The organism is Bordetella genomosp. 11, assembly GCF_002261215.1.
GTDB lineage: Bacteria > Pseudomonadota > Gammaproteobacteria > Burkholderiales > Burkholderiaceae_B > Bordetella_C.
The window spans coordinates 1628726-1645664 of record NZ_NEVS01000004.1 but is presented as its reverse complement, the minus strand read 5'-3'; the positions used below and the strand labels follow the sequence as shown (position 1 = coordinate 1645664).

14 protein-coding genes are annotated in these 16939 nt (G+C 68.1%); 3 read left to right on the top strand and 11 right to left on the bottom strand.

Features of this window, described 5'->3' with window-relative positions:
• Window positions 1–91 precede the first annotated feature (91 nt).
• Complete coding sequence (locus CAL28_RS15045; RefSeq protein ID WP_094844641.1) at window positions 92–1864, bottom strand: adenosylcobalamin-dependent ribonucleoside-diphosphate reductase; 1773 nt, start codon at window positions 1862–1864, stop codon at window positions 92–94.
• A gap of 135 nt (window positions 1865–1999) precedes the next feature.
• Here CAL28_RS15045 and CAL28_RS15040 point away from each other — a divergent pair, with 135 nt between their 5' ends.
• Both CAL28_RS15040 and polX read left to right on the top strand, forming a co-directional pair.
• On the top strand, window positions 2000–2215 hold the full coding sequence (locus CAL28_RS15040; protein ID WP_094842123.1) for a ChaB family protein: 216 nt from the start codon (window positions 2000–2002) through the stop codon (window positions 2213–2215).
• Window positions 2216–2282: 67 nt separating this feature from the next.
• Window positions 2283–4046, top strand: coding sequence for a DNA polymerase/3'-5' exonuclease PolX (gene polX, locus CAL28_RS15035; protein ID WP_094844640.1), 1764 nt, complete (start codon window positions 2283–2285; stop codon window positions 4044–4046).
• A gap of 60 nt (window positions 4047–4106) precedes the next feature.
• Here the strand turns inward: polX and CAL28_RS15030 are convergent, their stop codons facing one another.
• Entirely contained in the window at window positions 4107–5480 is a 1374-nt protein-coding gene (locus CAL28_RS15030) for an MgtC/SapB family protein (protein ID WP_141218193.1), read from the bottom strand.
• Between the two features lie 44 nt (window positions 5481–5524).
• Window positions 5525–6685: an acyl-CoA dehydrogenase family protein gene (locus CAL28_RS15025; protein WP_094842121.1), complete on the bottom strand. Its 1161-nt coding sequence runs from the start codon at window positions 6683–6685 to the stop codon at window positions 5525–5527.
• 117 nt (window positions 6686–6802) lie between these two features.
• Here CAL28_RS15025 and CAL28_RS15020 point away from each other — a divergent pair, with 117 nt between their 5' ends.
• A complete protein-coding gene (locus CAL28_RS15020) occupies window positions 6803–7699 on the top strand; it encodes a LysR family transcriptional regulator (protein WP_094842120.1) in 897 nt (298 codons plus the stop codon).
• Between the two features lie 49 nt (window positions 7700–7748).
• Here the strand turns inward: CAL28_RS15020 and CAL28_RS15015 are convergent, their stop codons facing one another.
• From CAL28_RS15015 to CAL28_RS14980, 8 genes are all read right to left on the bottom strand, one after another.
• Window positions 7749–9800: a 2Fe-2S iron-sulfur cluster-binding protein gene (locus CAL28_RS15015; protein WP_094842119.1), complete on the bottom strand. Its 2052-nt coding sequence runs from the start codon at window positions 9798–9800 to the stop codon at window positions 7749–7751.
• A gap of 106 nt (window positions 9801–9906) precedes the next feature.
• Window positions 9907–10518, bottom strand: coding sequence for a glutathione S-transferase family protein (locus CAL28_RS15010; RefSeq protein WP_094842118.1), 612 nt, complete (start codon window positions 10516–10518; stop codon window positions 9907–9909).
• Between the two features lie 201 nt (window positions 10519–10719).
• Complete coding sequence (locus tag CAL28_RS15005; protein WP_094842117.1) at window positions 10720–11619, bottom strand: LysR family transcriptional regulator; 900 nt, start codon at window positions 11617–11619, stop codon at window positions 10720–10722.
• 59 nt (window positions 11620–11678) lie between these two features.
• Window positions 11679–12899 (bottom strand): M20 family metallopeptidase, encoded by a 1221-nt coding sequence (locus tag CAL28_RS15000; protein ID WP_094842116.1) that lies wholly within the window; start codon window positions 12897–12899, stop codon window positions 11679–11681.
• Window positions 12900–12905: 6 nt separating this feature from the next.
• Window positions 12906–14045, bottom strand: coding sequence for a M24 family metallopeptidase (locus CAL28_RS14995; protein WP_094842115.1), 1140 nt, complete (start codon window positions 14043–14045; stop codon window positions 12906–12908).
• A complete protein-coding gene (locus tag CAL28_RS14990; RefSeq protein WP_094842114.1) occupies window positions 14042–14824 on the bottom strand; it encodes an ABC transporter permease in 783 nt (260 codons plus the stop codon). The genes CAL28_RS14995 and CAL28_RS14990 overlap by 4 nt, the downstream gene beginning before the upstream one ends.
• Window positions 14821–15759, bottom strand: coding sequence for an ABC transporter permease (locus CAL28_RS14985; RefSeq protein WP_254926136.1), 939 nt, complete (start codon window positions 15757–15759; stop codon window positions 14821–14823). Before CAL28_RS14985 ends, CAL28_RS14990 begins: the two co-directional genes overlap by 4 nt.
• The gene (locus tag CAL28_RS14980; RefSeq protein ID WP_094842113.1) at window positions 15756–16919 is read right to left on the bottom strand and encodes an ABC transporter ATP-binding protein; all 1164 of its coding nucleotides are present in this window, start codon (window positions 16917–16919) and stop codon (window positions 15756–15758) included. The genes CAL28_RS14985 and CAL28_RS14980 overlap by 4 nt, the downstream gene beginning before the upstream one ends.
• Between the last annotated feature and the right edge of the window lie 20 nt (window positions 16920–16939).

Sequence of the window (16939 nt, the reverse complement as noted above, 5' to 3'; positions counted from 1 at the left end):
GTAGCTCCAGGCGGGTTGACGGAGTGCGACTTCGCATACTTTCGCGCCGGGCGGGGCGCGGTTCCTTGATCTCCGTCAAGATGTGCGCCGCCTAGAGCCGCTGCGCGGGCGGGGTTTCCCGCCCCGGGCAGCTCGGGCCCAGCGGCGACGGCATCGACGGATCGGGACGGAATACCGTCAGCCCCTTCGCGCCGGCGTGCCAGGCGTGCAGGAACAGGCGGCCCACGTCGCCCGGGGTGGAATTCGCCGGCAGCGGCACCGTCTTCGAAATCGCGGCATCGACCCAGGGCTGCAGCGTGGTCAGCATGGCCAGATGGTCTTCAGGGCGGATTTCCGCGGATTGCAGGAAATGCGCGGGCAGGGGCGCGGCACGGCCGTTTTTCAGGCGCTGCCACAGGCGCCAGGCCGCGTTCTCGGCCACGACGGTGCGCGGCGCTTCCCGGCCAAGGTGCACCTGCCGGGTATAGCGCCAGGCATAGGGCGGTTCGATACCGCTGGAGCAATTGTCGAAGAACGCGACGCTGACGCTGCCGGCGGGGGCGAAGGACAGTAGATGGCTGTTGCGCAACCCGTGACGGCGGATCGCGGCCAGAACGTCCGGCGGAAAAGGGGGCCGTGGCGGCGCGGTGTCCAGGAAACTTTCCGGCCGGTAGCAGGGAAAGGCGCCGCGCTCGCCGGCCAGCTCGGCGGAGGCCAGGTAGGCGTGATCGCGCATGCAGCGGGCGATCTCCGCGGCAAGCGTCCGGCCTGCCTCGTCATCGTAGCGCAGCCCCATCATGAGCAGCGCGTCGCCCAGGCCCGTCATGCCGATGCCGATGCGCCGCTTGGCGCGAGCCTCGGCCGCGTGCTCGTCCAGCGGCCATCGCGTCAGGTCCAGCACATTGTCCAGCAGCCGGACCTGCACGCGGACCCGGCGGCCCAGTTCGACGAAGTCGTACACGGCGCGCGCGCTCAGGCCGAAGGGATAGTGCACGTAGCGCGACACGTTGATCGGTCCCAGCACGCAGCTGCCATAGGGCGGCAGCGGCTGCTCTCCGCACGGATTCGTGGCCCGCAGCGTCTCGATGGCGTGCAGATTGTTTGCCGCATTGATCGTATCGACGAACAGGATGCCGGGCTCGCCGCTGTGCCAGGCGGCGCGGGTCAGCCTGTCCCACACCTCGCGCGCCGGCACCGTGGCATGCGGCCGGCGGCCGTCGTCATCGGGCGCCGCGCCGGCCATGCCTGCTACGGATACCGGCGGCGACGGATGGCGCAGGGTCCAGGCCTCGTCGCGCTCCACCGCGCCCAGGAACGCATCGGTGGCGGCCACGGATACGTTGAAGGTCTGCCACCGCCGCCTTCCTTGCTTGGCATCGATGTACTCCAGCAGGTCCGGGTGGTCGCAGGCCAGCACCGCCATCTGCGCGCCGGGCCGGCCATCGGGATGGAGCTGGGCGCGGCAAACGGCGTCATAGCGGTCGATGACGCCGCACGGGCCGCCGTGCGTGGCGTTCTTCGGCGGTACCGGCGTGAAGTCGTAGCCGATGCCGCCGCCCATCGCCAGGGTCCGTACCGCGCGGTCCAGCGCGGGATCGACGGCGGCCGGGAAGGGCAGGCCCGGCATCGCGGCCGGCTGCACGAAACAGTTCACCATCGTGCCGTTGCGCGCGGTGCCGGCGTTGGCCATGATGCGTCCGGCGCCGATGGCGCCGCGCATGAAGTGATAGGCGTAGAGCGCGGCGTAGCCGTGCCGTTGCGATGCCTTTTCCACGGCGGCCAGCGCCGCGGCGACGCGCTGGAAAGTCGCCGCCCGGCTGGCTTCGCCGGGCAGGGCGTAGCGGTCGCGAAAGACCAGGTCGGAGAGCTCGGCATCGTCCGTCATGGCATCACCATCGGTGAAGCGTCGGAAGACCATCTTAGGTGGGACGTCGAGCGGCGCCTTGACGTGCGTCAAGACGGACCGGCGTGCCGGCTGTCTATGCTGTGACATCAGGCGCGGCTTCGATGGAGGCACATCATGCCCTATGCAACCAACGCGGATCTGCCTCCACCGGTACGGCACGCCTTGCCCGGCCACGGCCAGGACATCTACCGGGCGGCCTTCAACCATGCCTACTTGGCCCATGCCGGCGACCCGCGCCAGGAAGAGGCGGCGCACCGCATCGCGTGGGCGGCCGTCAAGCGTGCCTATGTCAAGGTCGGCGACGCTTGGATCGCCCGTTCCGATGCCTGAACACCCGATGCCATCCGCGGTCATGCGCCGTTCCAAGCCTGACCGCGCCCATCCGCAGGAGTCCGCCATGCCGGTTCAAAACAGTGAAATCGCCGCCATGTTCGACCAGCTGGCCGACCTGCTGGAAGTGTCGGGCGAGAATCCCTTCCGGGCGCGGGCCTATCGGCGGGCGGCGCGTACCGTGGACAGCCTGCCGCGCAACGTCGGGGCGATGATCGCCGAGGGCCAGGCGCTGTCCGAGCTGCCGGGCATCGGCAAGGACCTGGCCGCCAGGATCGCCGCCATCGTGAAGACCGGGCATTTCGATGTGCTCGACCGGTTCGCGCAGGCGATGCCGGGCGACGTCGGCAAAATGGTGGCGCTTCCCGGGCTGGGCCCCAAGCGCGTGAAACTGCTGTGCGATACCTTGCATATCCGCACGCTGGACGATCTGCGGCGGGCCGTGAAGGCCGGGCAACTGCGCGACGTGCGCGGACTGGGCGCGGCCGTGCAAAGCAAGCTGGCCAAGGCCCTGGAGCAGCCGGTGGCCGAGCAGCGTTTCAAGCTGTCGGTCGCCGAGGAGGAAGCCGAAGCCCTGGCCGCGCATTTGCGCGGCAACGGGCGGGTCGTGATCGCGGGTAGCTATCGACGGCGGCGCGACACCGTGGGGGATCTGGATATCCTCGTCACCTCCGCGCATGGCGCGGCGGTGGGCGACCGGCTGATCGCCTATGAAAACGTGGCCGAGGTCCTGGCCCACGGCCCGTCGCGCACGACCGTCGTCCTGCGCTCCGGGCTGCAGGTCGACGCCCGCGCGGTGCCCGGCGAAAGCTACGGCGCCGCGCTGCTGTACTTCACCGGCTCCAAGGCCCACAACATCGCCTTGCGCGCGCTGGCCAGCCGGCAAGGCTGGAAGCTGAACGAATACGGGCTGTTCGACCAGGATAGCGCGCGCATCGCCGGCGCCACCGAAGAGGGCGTCTACGAGGCGCTGGGCATGGCGTATATTCCGCCCGAGATGCGCGAGGACCGCGGAGAAATCGCGCTGGCGCAGTCCCGCTCGCTGCCGCGCCTGGTCGCGCTCGAGGACCTGCGCGGCGATCTGCACGTGCATTCGGACTGGACGGACGGCACCGCCGGCATCGCCGAGATGGCCGCCGCGGCGCGCGCGCGCGGCTACGCCTACATGGCCTTGACCGATCACAGCCGGCGCGTGGCGATGGCGCATGGCCTGCGCCCCGCCGACGTGGCGCGGCAGATCCGCGAGATCGATGCGCTGAACGCATCGTTCAGCGGGTTCCGTATCCTGAAGGGCATCGAAGTCGATATCCTGAAGGACGGCAGCCTGGATCTTCCCGATTCCATCCTTTCGCGCCTGGACCTTGTCGTGGCGGCCGTCCATTCCTTCCTCGACCTGCCGCGCGAGGCGCAGACCGAACGCGTGCTGCGCGCCATGCGCCATCCGTACGTGTCCATCCTGGCGCATCCCACCGCGCGCCTGATCGGCGAACGCGAGCCCTGCGCGCTGGACATGGATCGCATCACTTCGGCGGCCGCCCATTCGGGATGCATCCTGGAGATGAACGCGCAGCCGGGCCGGCTGGACCTGAACGATGTCCATGCGCACATGGCGCGCAGCAAAGGCGCCAGGCTCGCCATATCCAGCGATGCGCATTCGGTGCACGATTTCGCCTGCATGCGCTTCGGCGTGGACCAGGCGCGTCGCGCCTGGCTGACCGCCGCGGATGTCGTCAATACCCGCAGCCTGGACGCACTGCTGCCCTTGCTCAGGCGCAGGCACGGCCCCGCGCCGGTGGAAACACGCGGCGCGCGCCAGCGCCGCGCGGCGTAAATGGCGCGGCGCGGCCCGCCCGGTATGGCATGACGGCCCGAATGGCGGGAGGCCGTCCGCTCAGCGCTGCAGCAGCACGTAGGGCAGCCACAACGCCGCCAGGATAAGGGCCAGGCCCAGGCCGATGCGCGCGCCGAAGCGCGGGCCGCCACCGGCCAGGGCCGCGACCAGTTTGCTGATCGAATTCGTGGTGATCGCGAGCAGCACGGGCAGCACGATATGGCCTGGTTCGAGTGCCCCATTGGCGTAGAGGGAAAGTATCGATCCGGCCGCCACGTGCACGTCGGCGATGCCCGTGAGCGCGGCGATGACGTTCACCCCGGGCTCGCCCAGGCCGCTGTTGACGTAGACCACCAGCACCGTCACGCCCGTCAGCAGCACGGCGACCACGATGGCCTGGACAGGGTCGAAGGCGCGGCCTTCGGCGGCGGGCGCGGCCGCCTCCGTCTCGTCGCGATAGCGCAACAGGCTGACGACGGATACGGCGATGGCCGCGGCGAGGCCGCTGAACAGGGCTGGCGCCAGCGCGCCGAGGGCATAGGGGAAGACGGCCAGGACCACGGCGATCAGGAAGACGAAGGTGGCGACGTTGGAGAGCGACGCGCCCGATACGCATGCGCCGGACAAGGCCGGATGTTTCTTCGACCGGGCGCCCATCGTCGCGATCGTGGCGATACTCGAAATGAAGCCGGACACGAAGCCCGACAGCGGCAAGCCCAGGCGCGGGCCGCCCACGCGCAATCCCACATGGCCGGCCGCCTGCAATGCCAGGATCAATGTCACCAGGCCCCAGAGGCGGCGCGGGTTGACGCCCAGCAGCAGCGGTTCGGCGCGGTCGGGCATCAGCGGCAGAACGATCAGCGCCGCGCCGGCCAGCAACAGGCCGTCGCGCAGTTCGGCCGCGGTCAGCAACTCCTGGGAAAACCGGTGCAGGGGCTCGCGCAGGAACAGCAGGCCCGCCAGGACGACCGCGCCCGCCGCGGAAATCGCCGGCCGCTCGATGGCGTTGACGCCCAGCAGGTAAGTCGCGAACAGCGCGACTTCGGTGGTGATGCCGATGTCGCCCGACTTGTCCCGCAGATAGGACGCCACGCTGAGCGCGACGATCAGCACCGCGCCCACGACGACCAGGGCGGGCGCCAGCGCCTGCGCCAGCGCCGCGGTCACCGCCGTGACGGCGAAGCTGCGGATACCGGCATACCCCTGGTAGCCGCCGTCGCCCTTGCGCCGCTCGCGCTCGATGCCGATCAGCAGACCGCATCCCAGCGCGACCGACAGGCCGATCAACATTGTCCCGGTCATGCCGTCCACCCTGGAAAAGCCGGCCTTAGTCCCCCTGGAGGGCCGGTCCCCAAGTATCGCAATGTCCGGAAAGCCGCCGTTGACGCAGGTCAACGTGTCCCGCACCGTGCGGCCGGCCGGCAGCGGCGCCATCGGGGCGTTGCCTTGAATGGCGCCGCTGCCGGCGGGACGCACGGTCAGGCCGATTTCATCAAATGCTTGCCGATGACCAGCTGCTGGATCTGCGTGGTGCCTTCGTACAGGCGAAGCAGGCGCACGTCGCGATAAAAGCGTTCGACCTTGTAGTCGCTGATATAGCCCGAACCGCCGTGGACCTGCACGCCGCGGTCGGCGACGCGGCCGACCATTTCGGTGCTGAAAAGCTTGGCGCAGGCGGCCTGCATGCTGACTTCCGGATCCGTGGCGCCGAACGGCTTGGCGTCGTAGCGCCGCGCGGCCTCGCGCACCAGCGACCACGCGGCCAATAGTTCCGCCTGGCTGTCGGCCAGCATGGCCTGGACCAGCTGGAAGTCGCCGATGCGTTGGCCGAACTGCTTGCGTTGCTGCGCATAGGCGATGCTTTCGCGCAGGATGCGGTCGGCCATGCCGCAGGCGACGGCGGAGATGTGCAGGCGGCCGCGGTCCAGCACTTTCATGGCGGTCTTGAAGCCCTTGCCGGGCACGCCGCCGATGATGTTGGCGGCCGGCACGCGCACATTGTCCAGATTCACGTCGCAGGTCTTGGTGCCGCGCTGGCCCATCTTGCGGTCGGGCTTGCCCAGGGTCAGGCCGGGCAGGCCGGCGGGAACGATGAAAGCCGTGATACCGCCGGCACCCGGGCCTTCGGTTCGCGCCATCAATGTGAACGCCCCCGCGCGGGGCGCGTTGGTGATGAAGCGCTTGGTGCCGCTGAGCAGGTAGTCCTCGCCGTCCTTGACGCCCCGGGTCTTGATCGATGCCGCGTCCGAACCGGCGTCCGGTTCGGTCAGGGCGAAGGAGACCACCAGGTCGCCGCTGGCGATGCGCGGCAGGTAGCCGGCTTTCTGTTCGTCGGTGCCGTCCATCAGGATGCCCTGCGAACCGATACCGATATTGGTGCCCACCACGGACCGGAAGGCCAGGGCGGTGTGGCCCAGTTCGTAGGCAACTTCGCACTCCTGTGCCAGGCTCAGGCCGATGCCGCCGTACTCCTCGGGGATAGAGAGGCCGAACAGGCCCAGTTCCTTCATGTCGTTCACGATCCCGGCGGGGACTTCATCTTGGTCCTCGACCTCGTCCTCGGCGGGCATCAGGCGTTCCCGCACGAAGCGCTGGACGCTGTCCTTGAGCAGCTGGAAGGTCTCTTGATCGAGCGGCATGGCTTCTCTCCTTGTAAGCCACGTATTATTTTCCCAAGCCGACGGCTTGACAATCCCAAAGAATGCGAACAGTCTGTCAAAGCAGACTTGACAATAAACGCCTATCAATCACCCCATATGGACGCTCATTCCCTGGCGCTGTTCGTCGATATCGTGGAGGCCGGCAATCTCAGCCTGGCCGCCCGCAATATGAAAATGAGCCGCGCCAATGTCAGCTATCACCTGGCGCAGATGGAGAAATCCGTCGGCATGCAGTTGATGCGGCGCACGACACGCCGCGTCGAGCTGACCGAAGTCGGCCAGCGGCTTTATCGGCATGGCCGCGTCATCCGCGACGAAGTACTGGCCGCCCGCGAAACCGTCGCGGCTTTCGGCAAGGGCCTGCACGGCGCCTTGCGGCTGAGCCTGCCCACCGGTTTCGGGCATATGGTGATGTCGGACTGGCTGATCGAGTTCAAGCGCCTTTATCCCGACATTTCCCTGGATGTGTTGTTCGACAATCGGGTCGACGATCTTCTGCGCGAGGAAGTGGATGTGGCCGTGCGCGTCATGTCCGACCCCCCGCAGCAGATGGTCGCGGTCGAATTGGCGCAAGTCCGCTACGTCGTGTGCGCGTCCGCCGACTACGCGCGCGTCCACCCGCTGCCCTCGAACCTGGCGCAACTGGCGGACATGCCCGTGATTACCTCGGCGGTGGCCGGCCGCGACCTGCGCGTGTCCGCCTATCAGGGCGCCGAGCGGCGCGAACTGACACTGCACCCGACGCTGGCTTCGGAAAACTTCCAGTTCCTGCGCGAAGCCATCCTGGCCGGCCTGGGCGCGGGCCTGGTGCCGGACTATGTCGTCGGGCCCGATGTGGCGCAAGGGCGGGTGGTCACCGCCTTGCAGGACTGGCGCCTGAGCGTCTTCGGCACGCGCATGTTCCTGTTGCGCATGCCGGACCGCTACCAGACCCTGGCGACCCGTACGCTGGTCGATTTCCTGGTCGCGAAAGCGCGCGCATGGGCGGCGTAGGGGCCGCCATTCGCCGGATCCGGCACGAGGTCGCCGTCAGCCGCCAAGGTCACAGCGCCAGTTGCAACGGCGCGCCGTCGGCCGCCGGGACCGCGCAGCAGATCAGCGCTTCGCCCTGCGGCACGTCGAACTCCGGACGGGTCGGGTAGGCCACGGCTCCCTGCACGATACGCGTGCGGCAGGTGCCGCAGTTGCCTGCCCGGCAGCCGAATTCCGGTGCCAGGCCGCGCTGTTCGGCTACCTCCAGCAAGGAGCCGTCGCCCGCATTCCAGCGCGCTTCCTTCGCGGAATCCACGAAAATCACGGGCACCGATTTCGTGGCGGGCTGGCTTGCCGGCTGGGTGTCCGCCCGTGCATGCGCATCGCCCGTGCGCGCCAGTGACGATGCCCCGAAGGCTTCCGCGTGGATCCTGGCGTCCGGCACGTTCAGCGCGCGCAGTCCGTCATAGAGCGACTGCATGAACGCGGCCGGCCCGCACAGGTAGAAGTCGTAGTCGTCGAACGGCAGCCGCGCGCGCAGCAGGTCGATGTCGATGCGGCCGGATTGGTCGTAGTCCTCGCCCAGCCGGGCCTGCGTCGTGTCGCTGAGCAACCGGAAAACCTGGACATGGCCGCCGCCTTGTTCCCGCAGCACGGACAACTCGTCCGCGAACGCGCGTTCGGACATGCTGCGCGCCGAATGGAAGAACCACGTGGGCCGTACGCGCTGCTTGCGTTTGCCTTCGTAGACGATGTGCCGCAGCATCGCCAGCATGGGCGTCACCCCGATGCCGGCGGCCAGCAGCACGGCCGGGCGCTTTTCGGCGGCGTCGATCGTGAAGGCGCCGGCGGGCGCCCGCGTCTCGATGATGTCGCCGACCTTCACGTTATCGTGCAGATGCCGCGAGACGACGCCGTCGCGCTTCACGCTGATGCGGTAGGCGGCGTCGGAGGGCGCCACGGACAGGGTATAGGTGCGGGTCAGCGGTTTTTCCTGGCCGGCAGGCGTGATCCGGATCGGCAGGAATTGGCCGGCGCGGTGGGCGACGACGCCGGCGTCGTCGGCCGCCTGCAGATGGAAAGAACGCACGACGCTGCTTTCATCGACGATATGCGTCACCCGAAAGGGGCGCCAGCGATCGGCCGCCGCGGCGGCGCGCAGGCGTCCGGCAGCCTCGCTCCAGTCGCCCGTCAGCAGCGAGCTCGGCGAAGCGCCGTCTTCCTTCGTGGCCCAGCGCAGCGGCAGCGCCTGCTCGCGCCGGACGATGACGTCGGGGAAGAAGCGCCACAACCGTTCGGCGCCCTGGAAAGCGGCGATTTCCGGCGAGTCCACGATCACTTCGGCGCGGCCCGTCATCTGCAGCAGTTCGCCGGTGTCGAAGTCGGCGAAGGTCACCCCGGCCAGCGGATTGACCATGAAGTTGCCCAGCGTATTGAAGAACAGGTTGCCGGCGAAATCGGGAATGGTCATGCCGCCATCGGCGTCGAGCCGCACGAAGCCCGGCTTGCCGCCGCGGTGCGACACATCGACCTGCCGTCCCTGTTCGGGAAGATCCGCATAGGACGCGACAAAAAAGGCGTCCGAGCGGCCGATCAGGGCGCGCGCGCGCTCGTCCAGGGTGGAAAGCGTTTGCGGCGCGACCGGCGACGGCACGGCGGGGTCCCGCGTGAAGGCCAGGCTGCGCTGCTGGATGTAGCGGGGGCAGTTGCCGAAGCTGTGCACCACGTCGATATGGGAAATCCCCTGCGCGCCATGCCGCAGCACGCCGTTCATGCGATTGCGCCGGCGCGTGGCCAGGTCGATGCCCAGCAAGCCGATCGCGCTGCCGTGGGAAAGGCCGGCATCGGCCGGATCGGCGGGTTCCCGTGCAAGGGAAAGGTCCAGGCGACGAGGATCCGGCGAATTCAGGAACCCCGGCTTCCCCGCCCGCAGGGTGGCCCAGACGGCGCCTTCGGCGTCCACGCTACCCAGTACCACGAAGGGCAGCTGGGCGAAGAATTCGCGGTGCTGGTCGGGCATGTAGTCGCGGATGAAGCGGCGACCGACATCGTCCATTTTGGCCAACACGCCGATCTGCGATTGCAGGGCGAGTTCGCCGGCATGCCAGGGTAGGGTAGACATGGAAGCTCCTTTGTGTACGGGCCGGTCGCCACCGATAGGCAGGATCCCCGTTGCGCAGGCGGGGCGAGGCCGGAGGCGGGCCGGCCATCGCGGGGAAACGGAACGCTCAGGCGGCCAATCCGACCGGGGTCTTCTGGAAGTCGACGAAGCCGGGCAATGCTTCCACGCGCGCCAGCCATTCCCGCACGTTGCGGTAATCCGCCAGGTCGACGAAGCCTTCCGGCGCGCGGGCCGTGTAGCTGTACAGCGCCACATCGGCGATGGTGGGATGGTCGGCGGCGATCCAGTTCCTGTCGGCCAGCGCGTCGTCCATGCGCTTGAGGACGACGTGGGCGCGGGCGATGGCGGCATCCGCGTCCAACGTTGCCGCGAACACGGTCACCAGGCGCGCAGCGGCCGGGCCGAAGGCGATGTCGCCGGCGGCCACCGAGAGCCAGCGCTGCACGGCGGCGGCTTCGGCGGGCGATTCCGGCAGCCAATCGGTCTTGCCGAGCTTCTTGCTGGCATACACCAGGATCGCGTTGGAGTCGGGTACCGCCACGTCGCCGTCGACCAGGACGGGCACCTGGCCGAACGGGTTGATCTTCAGGAAATCGGCATGCTTGTGCGCGCGGCTGGCGAGGTCGACTTCGATCAGTTCCACAGGCTGGCCGATCAGCGACAGGAACAGGCGGGCGCGGTGGGCATGGCCGGAGAGCGGGTGGTGGTAGAGTTTCATGGCGGGTCCTTTGGTTGCGTTTTTCGCACGTAATGTCGTGCTGGAACGAATCATAGGAGGGCGCATTCCCACGAAAACCCCCCGCCGACAGAAGGCATTCTTCTTAAATTTGCAATAATCGCCACGAATCGACCTGGAAACCGCCAGGCAGGACATGGCGGCTGGATCGGCCCCCGAAACCGCCGGAGCGGACCCGTCAGCTCAATTGAGGGACTTGTCGCCCCGCAAACGGTCGATCGCCAGGTCCAGGAAGGCGCGGACCTTCTGCATCGCGTGGCGGCCTTCACGATGGATCACGTGGATCGGCAATGTCGGCTGCTCGTAGTCGGCCAGGACCACGCGCAGCTTGCCATCCCAGAGTTCGCCCGCCACCTGATAGGACAGCACGCGGGCCAGCCCCAGCCCGGCCACCGCGGCGGCGATCGCCGAGTCATTGGTCGAGGTCGCGAAGCGCGGGGTGAAGCGCAGCGGCCTGGTTTCACCTTCTTCCTGGAAGCGCCATTCGGCCAGCGCGTTGACCGCGGTGGTCTGGATCAGCGTGTGCGAAAGCAGGTCGGCGGGCGTGCGCGGCGTGCCGTGTTCCTGCAAATACGACGGCGATGCGCATACCACCCGCCGCACGCGGCCCACGGGGATGGCCTGCAGCGACGAGCTGGGCAGCTCGCCGATGCGCACGCCGACATCGACGCCTTCGTTGATGAGATTCACATTGCGGTCCAGGAACAGGCTCTGGACGTCGACCTCGGGATAGCGTTGCAGGTACTCGACCACGATGGGGGTGACGTGGCGCGCCCCGAACAACACGGGCGCCGTGACGACCAGATCGCCGCGCGGGGCGGCGTGCGTGCCCGCCGCCGTCAGTTCCGCTTCTTCGATCTCGTCCAGGATGCGCTTGCAGTTCTCGAAGTACGCGGTACCGGTTTCGGTGGGGCGAACGACGCGGGTCGTGCGCGTCAGCAGCCGCACGCCCAGATGGGCCTCCAGTTCGGTGATCACGCGGCTGACGACCGACAGCGACACATCGAGCTTGCGCGCGGCCGCCGTGAAGCCGCCGCTCTCGACCACGGTGACGAAGGTCTTCATGCCATGTAGCCGGTCCACGCGTTGCTCCGCAAAATTGGGGTCCGGCAAGTATATGCGCGCGTGGCGCGGCCGCTGTCTTAGCGGCCGCAGATATCCAGGATGGCCAGCATGTAAACCCGGATGGCATCGAGATAGTCGGGGATGTCCACCCGTTCGTCCGGCATGGTGTTGTACTTGCCGCCGGGTCCGCAAACGATGCCCGGCATTCCCAGGCGCTGGTAGAAGTGCGCCGCGTCCGTGCCGTAGAAGGCGGGCGGGCGCAGGGCGCCGGTCGGCTGGTCCGCATGGCGCACGGCACGGTAGGCGTCGTTCACGGCCCGCACGATGCGCGATTGCGGGTCCACCTGGAAAGGCAGCATGGTCGGCCGGTTATCGCTGCGGTTGATCGAGACGCTGGCGCGTATGCCGGGGAACATGCCTTCCATTTCGTCCAGCAGGCCGCGCAGGTCCGCCATGACGCCGTCTTCCGTCTGGCCGGGCGCATAGCGCGCCGATCCCTGTATGCGCACGAAATCCGCGACCTGGGGGGCACGCCATTCCAGCATCTCGCGGCCCAGCCCGCCGCGCATGACGCCTACGTTGGCGCGGTTGATGGAGCGGTGCTCCGGCCCGGCCGCGCCGGAAAACGTCATCGCATTGATGCGCGGCACCAGCCAGCAGCCCGCCGCGATGGCGTCGGCGGCCTCCTCGCGCTTGGACAGGTGACGCGTGCTGCCGGTTATCTCGATCACGAACACAAAGGACCCGGCATGCATGGTCAGCGCCTGGACATCCGTGGGCTCGGCATTGATGAAGTAATCCGCCGCCACCCCTTGCTCGATGGCGGCCACGCTGCCGATACCGCCTTGCAGTTCACCCACCACGTAGGTCAGCACGACATCGCCGGGCAACCGCACGCCCTGGTCGATCAGGGTCTTGACCGCGCAGTAGTACGCGGCATCGCCGGCCTTCATGTTCGAGACGCCGATGCCGTAGATGAAGGCGTCGTCGTACAGTCCGCCCCAGGGATCGACCGTCCAGCCCTCGCTGACGGGATTGGTATCCAGATGGCCATTGAACAGCAGGCTGGCACCGGGCCCCGCGCCCGTGCCGCGCCAGCGGCCGATGGCGTTGACGCGGCCGCCGGGCACGGGGGTCAGTTCGGCCTGCAGCCCGATGGCGTTCATGCGGTCGACCATGAACTCGGCGAGCTCGCGCTCGCCCGGCGTGGCGCTGTAGCTCTTGAAGCGGATCATTTGCGCCAGGAATTCCAGGCTGGCCTGCTCGTCCAGGGCGGCAATCAGTGCGGCGTGTTCCATGGCGGCTTATTCCGTGGCGTACAGCTTGCGTTCCAACCGCGTCAGGCGTCGCGGCCCGTCCGACTCCACCAGCACGGTCTCGCTGAATGCGAGTCCCTTGGCCGAGGTGTACATATGAAAAACCATGCCGGCCTGCAGCGTCCAGTCGGCATGCGGACCGAACACCCGCGTGAAGTCGCTGGAACGCACCGGCTGCTGCGAGTAATAGCCCAGCGTATAGCCCGTGATGTTCTCGTAGGTGTCGCGCAGGCCGGCCCGCACCACGCCGTCGCGCAGCAGGGCGTCGATGTCGCGCGCCGAAGCGCCCGGGACCATGGCGGCGATCTGCGCGTCCTGCAGCGCCGCCAGGCGTTCGGCGGTCTCGCGTTGTTCGTCGCTGGGCCTGCCCATGACGACGCTGCGCATCAGGCGCGCGCTGTAACCGCGAAAGCGCGGCACCAGTTCGATGTGCAGGACGTCGCCCGATTGCATCGGCGTGTCGTGCAAATGCCCGTGCAGGAAGCCCCAGCCCTTGCCGTAGGTGATCGGCCCGACGTGGCCGGGCAGGGCGCCCAGCTCGATATAGCGGCAGGCCGCGTAGGCCGCCAGGTCGCGGCCGCTCATTCCCGGCCTGGCGCGTTCCGTCATCTCGCGCATCGTCCGGTCGGCGATGGCGCTGGCCTGTTCGATGTGGCGGATCTCCAGCGGCGATTTGAGCAGGCGCAGTTCCCAGGGTACGTTGGTCATGTCCACGAAGGCCGCGCCGGGCAGCGCGGCCTGGAGCCGGCGGTAGACATCCACGGTCATGCCATGGCTGCCGAAGTCCATGCCCAGCCGCACGCCGGTGCCCCAGCGCCGCGCGATCTCCGTGGCCAGCAGCGCGACCGGGTCTTCCGCGTCGGCGTAGCCGACATGCTGGTCGAACCACGCCGTTTCCAGAAAGGGCGCCGCGTCCAGGCTGCGCAGTACCATCAGCGGCTCGCCCTCCAGGGGCACCAGGCACGCGCGGTAGTAGCTGATGGACCTTTCATAGCCGGTGAAGTAGGCCAGGATCTCGATATCGTCCAGCAGCATGACGTCGGCGGACCGCTCCCGCATCGACTGCCGCAGCCTTTCCAGGCGATCGAGAAACTCGGCGCGGTCGAAAAGCGGAATGGCGGCGGTCATGCTTGCTCCTTGCGTTGCAGGAAGTTGCCCGCGGCCAGCGCGGCGGCGGAGAAGACGATCAGCAGCGCGCTGACGGCGGCGATGGTCGGGTCGAGCTGGAACTGCACGGCGTTCCATATCCGCACCGGCAGGGTCTGCTGTTCGGGCGAGGACAGGAACAGCGCCACCAGCAGCTCGTCGAACGAGCTCAGGAAGGCGAAGATCGCCGCGGCGGCGATACCGGGCGCGATCAGGGGCAGGGTGATGCGCCGCAGCGCCACCAGCCGGCTTGCGCCCAGGCTTTGCGCGGCCTGTTCCAGGCGGATGTCGAAGGCCTGCAGCGTGGCCGAGAGGATGATGGTCGCGACCGGGATCGCCAGCGCGACGTGCCCGATGATCATGCCGGCCAGCGCCGGAATGCCGGCGGACGAAAAAAAGAAATACACCGCGATGGAGGTGATGATGTGGGGCACGATCATCGGCAGCAGCACCAGCGCATACACCAGCCGCTTGCCGCGGAAGTCCATGCGTACCAGCGCCAGCGCCGCCGCCAGGGCCAATAGCACCGCGCACAGCGTGGACGCCAGCGCCACGCCCAGGCTCAGCCGCAGCGAGGCCATCCAGCCCGGGTCCGACAGCACGGCGTCGAACCAGCGCCACGATATGCCCGTGGGGGGAAAGGACAGGTAGTCCGACGGGCTCGCGGCCAGCGGGAAAATGATCAGGATGGGCAGCACCAGGAAAAGTAGCACCACGGCGCCGACTATCCTGATGAACCAGCCGGGCATGCGTTCCTTCATCGCTGCTTCGCCCTGAAAAGATGTTCCATGCCCACCACGCGTTCGTACACGAAGAACGCCACCAGCGTCAGCGCGAGCAGCACCGTGGCCAGGGTGGAGGCGAACGGCCAATCGAAATAGGTTTCCACCTGCTGCTGGATGATCATGGAAATCATCGCGTCGCGGTCGCCGCCCATCAGCGCCGGGGTAATGAAGAACCCCAGGCTCAGTATGAAGACGATCAGGCCGCCGGCCGCCACGCCGGGCATGCTCAAGGGCAGGAAAATCCGCGTGAAGGCGGACAGCCGGCTCGCGCCCAGGCTGTGCGCCGCCCGCAGCAGCGAACTGTCGATGCCCCGCATCACGCTGTAGAGCGCCAGCACCATATACGGCAGCAGTACGTAGGTCATGCCGAGCAATACCGCGAAGCGGTTGTACATCAGCGGGATCGGCGCATCGACCGCGCCCAGCCTCACCAGCAGGCGATTGAGGATCCCATCGGTTCCCAGCAGCACCATCCAGGCATAGGTGCGCACCAGGATGCTGGTGAAATAGGGCACGATGACCAGGATCATCAGCAGGCCGGCCGTGCGCGGGCGCAGCGCGGACAACAGATACGCCAGCGGATAGCCCAGGACCAGCGTGCAAAGCGTGGTCATCAGGCCGATCTGGAAGGTGATCCAGATGATCTGCAGCCAGACGGGTTCGGCAAGCAGGCGCCCGTAGTTGGCCAGGCCGATACCGTGGTGCGGGCCGGCCAGGCTGCGCGCCAGCATGCCCAACAGGGGATAGACGAAGAAGATCGCCAGGAAGATCAGCGCGGGGGCCAGCAATAGCCAGGGACGGCCGCGCGGCGCGCCCGCATCTTGCGAGGCCGCCGTGCGCGCGATCCGCCCGGACGGTTCGTTCATGGCCCCCGTCGCATCCTGTCCGGACGAGCGGACGGGCGGGTTCATGCCGCCCTCGCATCGCCGGCCAGCAGCCAGCCGTCTTCGCGGGCCCATTGCACCTCGACCTGTTGTCCCGGCTCGAACAGCGGCGCGCCGTGGCGATTGGCCTCCTGCACCTGCAAGGTGGCGCCGTCGGCCGTGCGCACGAGGCGCCGGGTGGCATGGCCCAGGTAGATCAAATCGGCCACATTGGCCGGCAAGCGGTTTTCCAGGCCTCCCGGTGCGCCGGGCGTGGCCACGCGCAGCTTTTCCGGGCGCAGGACCAGCGTGGCGTCGGTACCCGCCCGCAAGGACGGCGTGCCGGGCACGGATGCGGTGCTGCCGTCGGGCAGGCGCACGATCGCGATGCCGTCCGCGCCAACCTCCAGCACCCGGGTCTCGATGAAGTTCGATAGTCCGACGAAATCCGCCACCCAGCGCGTGGCGGGCCGGTCGTACAGGTCGGACGGGCTGCCGATCTGTACGATGCGCCCGTGCTGCATCACCGCGATGCGGTCCGACATCGTCAGGGCCTCTTCCTGGTCATGCGTCACATATACGACGGTCGCGCCCAATTCGTTCTGGATACGCTTGATCTCCAGCTGCATGTGTTCGCGCAGCTTCTTGTCCAGCGCCCCCAGCGGCTCGTCCATCAGCAATACCCGGGGGCCGAATACCAGCGCGCGGGCCAGCGCCACGCGCTGCTGCTGGCCGCCGGACAGCTGGCGCGGATAGCTGCCGGCCTTGTCGGGCAGGTGCACCATGTCCAGTGCCTGGCGTACCAGGCGCTCGCGCTCGGCGCGCCCCACACCGCGCATCTCCAGCGGAAAGGCGATGTTCTGGCGCACCGTCAGGTGGGGAAAAAGCGAGTAGTTCTGGAAGACCACCCCCAGGTTGCGCTGGGCGGGCGCCATGCCGTTCATCGACTTGCCGTCGATCAGGATCTCGCCGGAGGTCGGATCGGTGAAACCCGCGATCATCATCAGCGTGGTGGTTTTGCCCGAACCGCTGGCGCCCAGCAGGGTAACGAACTCGCCCGGCTGGATTTCCATGTCCACGTCGCGCACGACGGTGGAGGCGCCATATTGCTTATGGACGGCGCGCAGCGACAGGCCCGCGCCGATGCGCGGCCGCGCGCGCGTATCCCCGGCCCCCGTGGGCGAGGGCGGTGGTTGAGTGTTCCGCATGATGGTGTCCCGACGCGCGC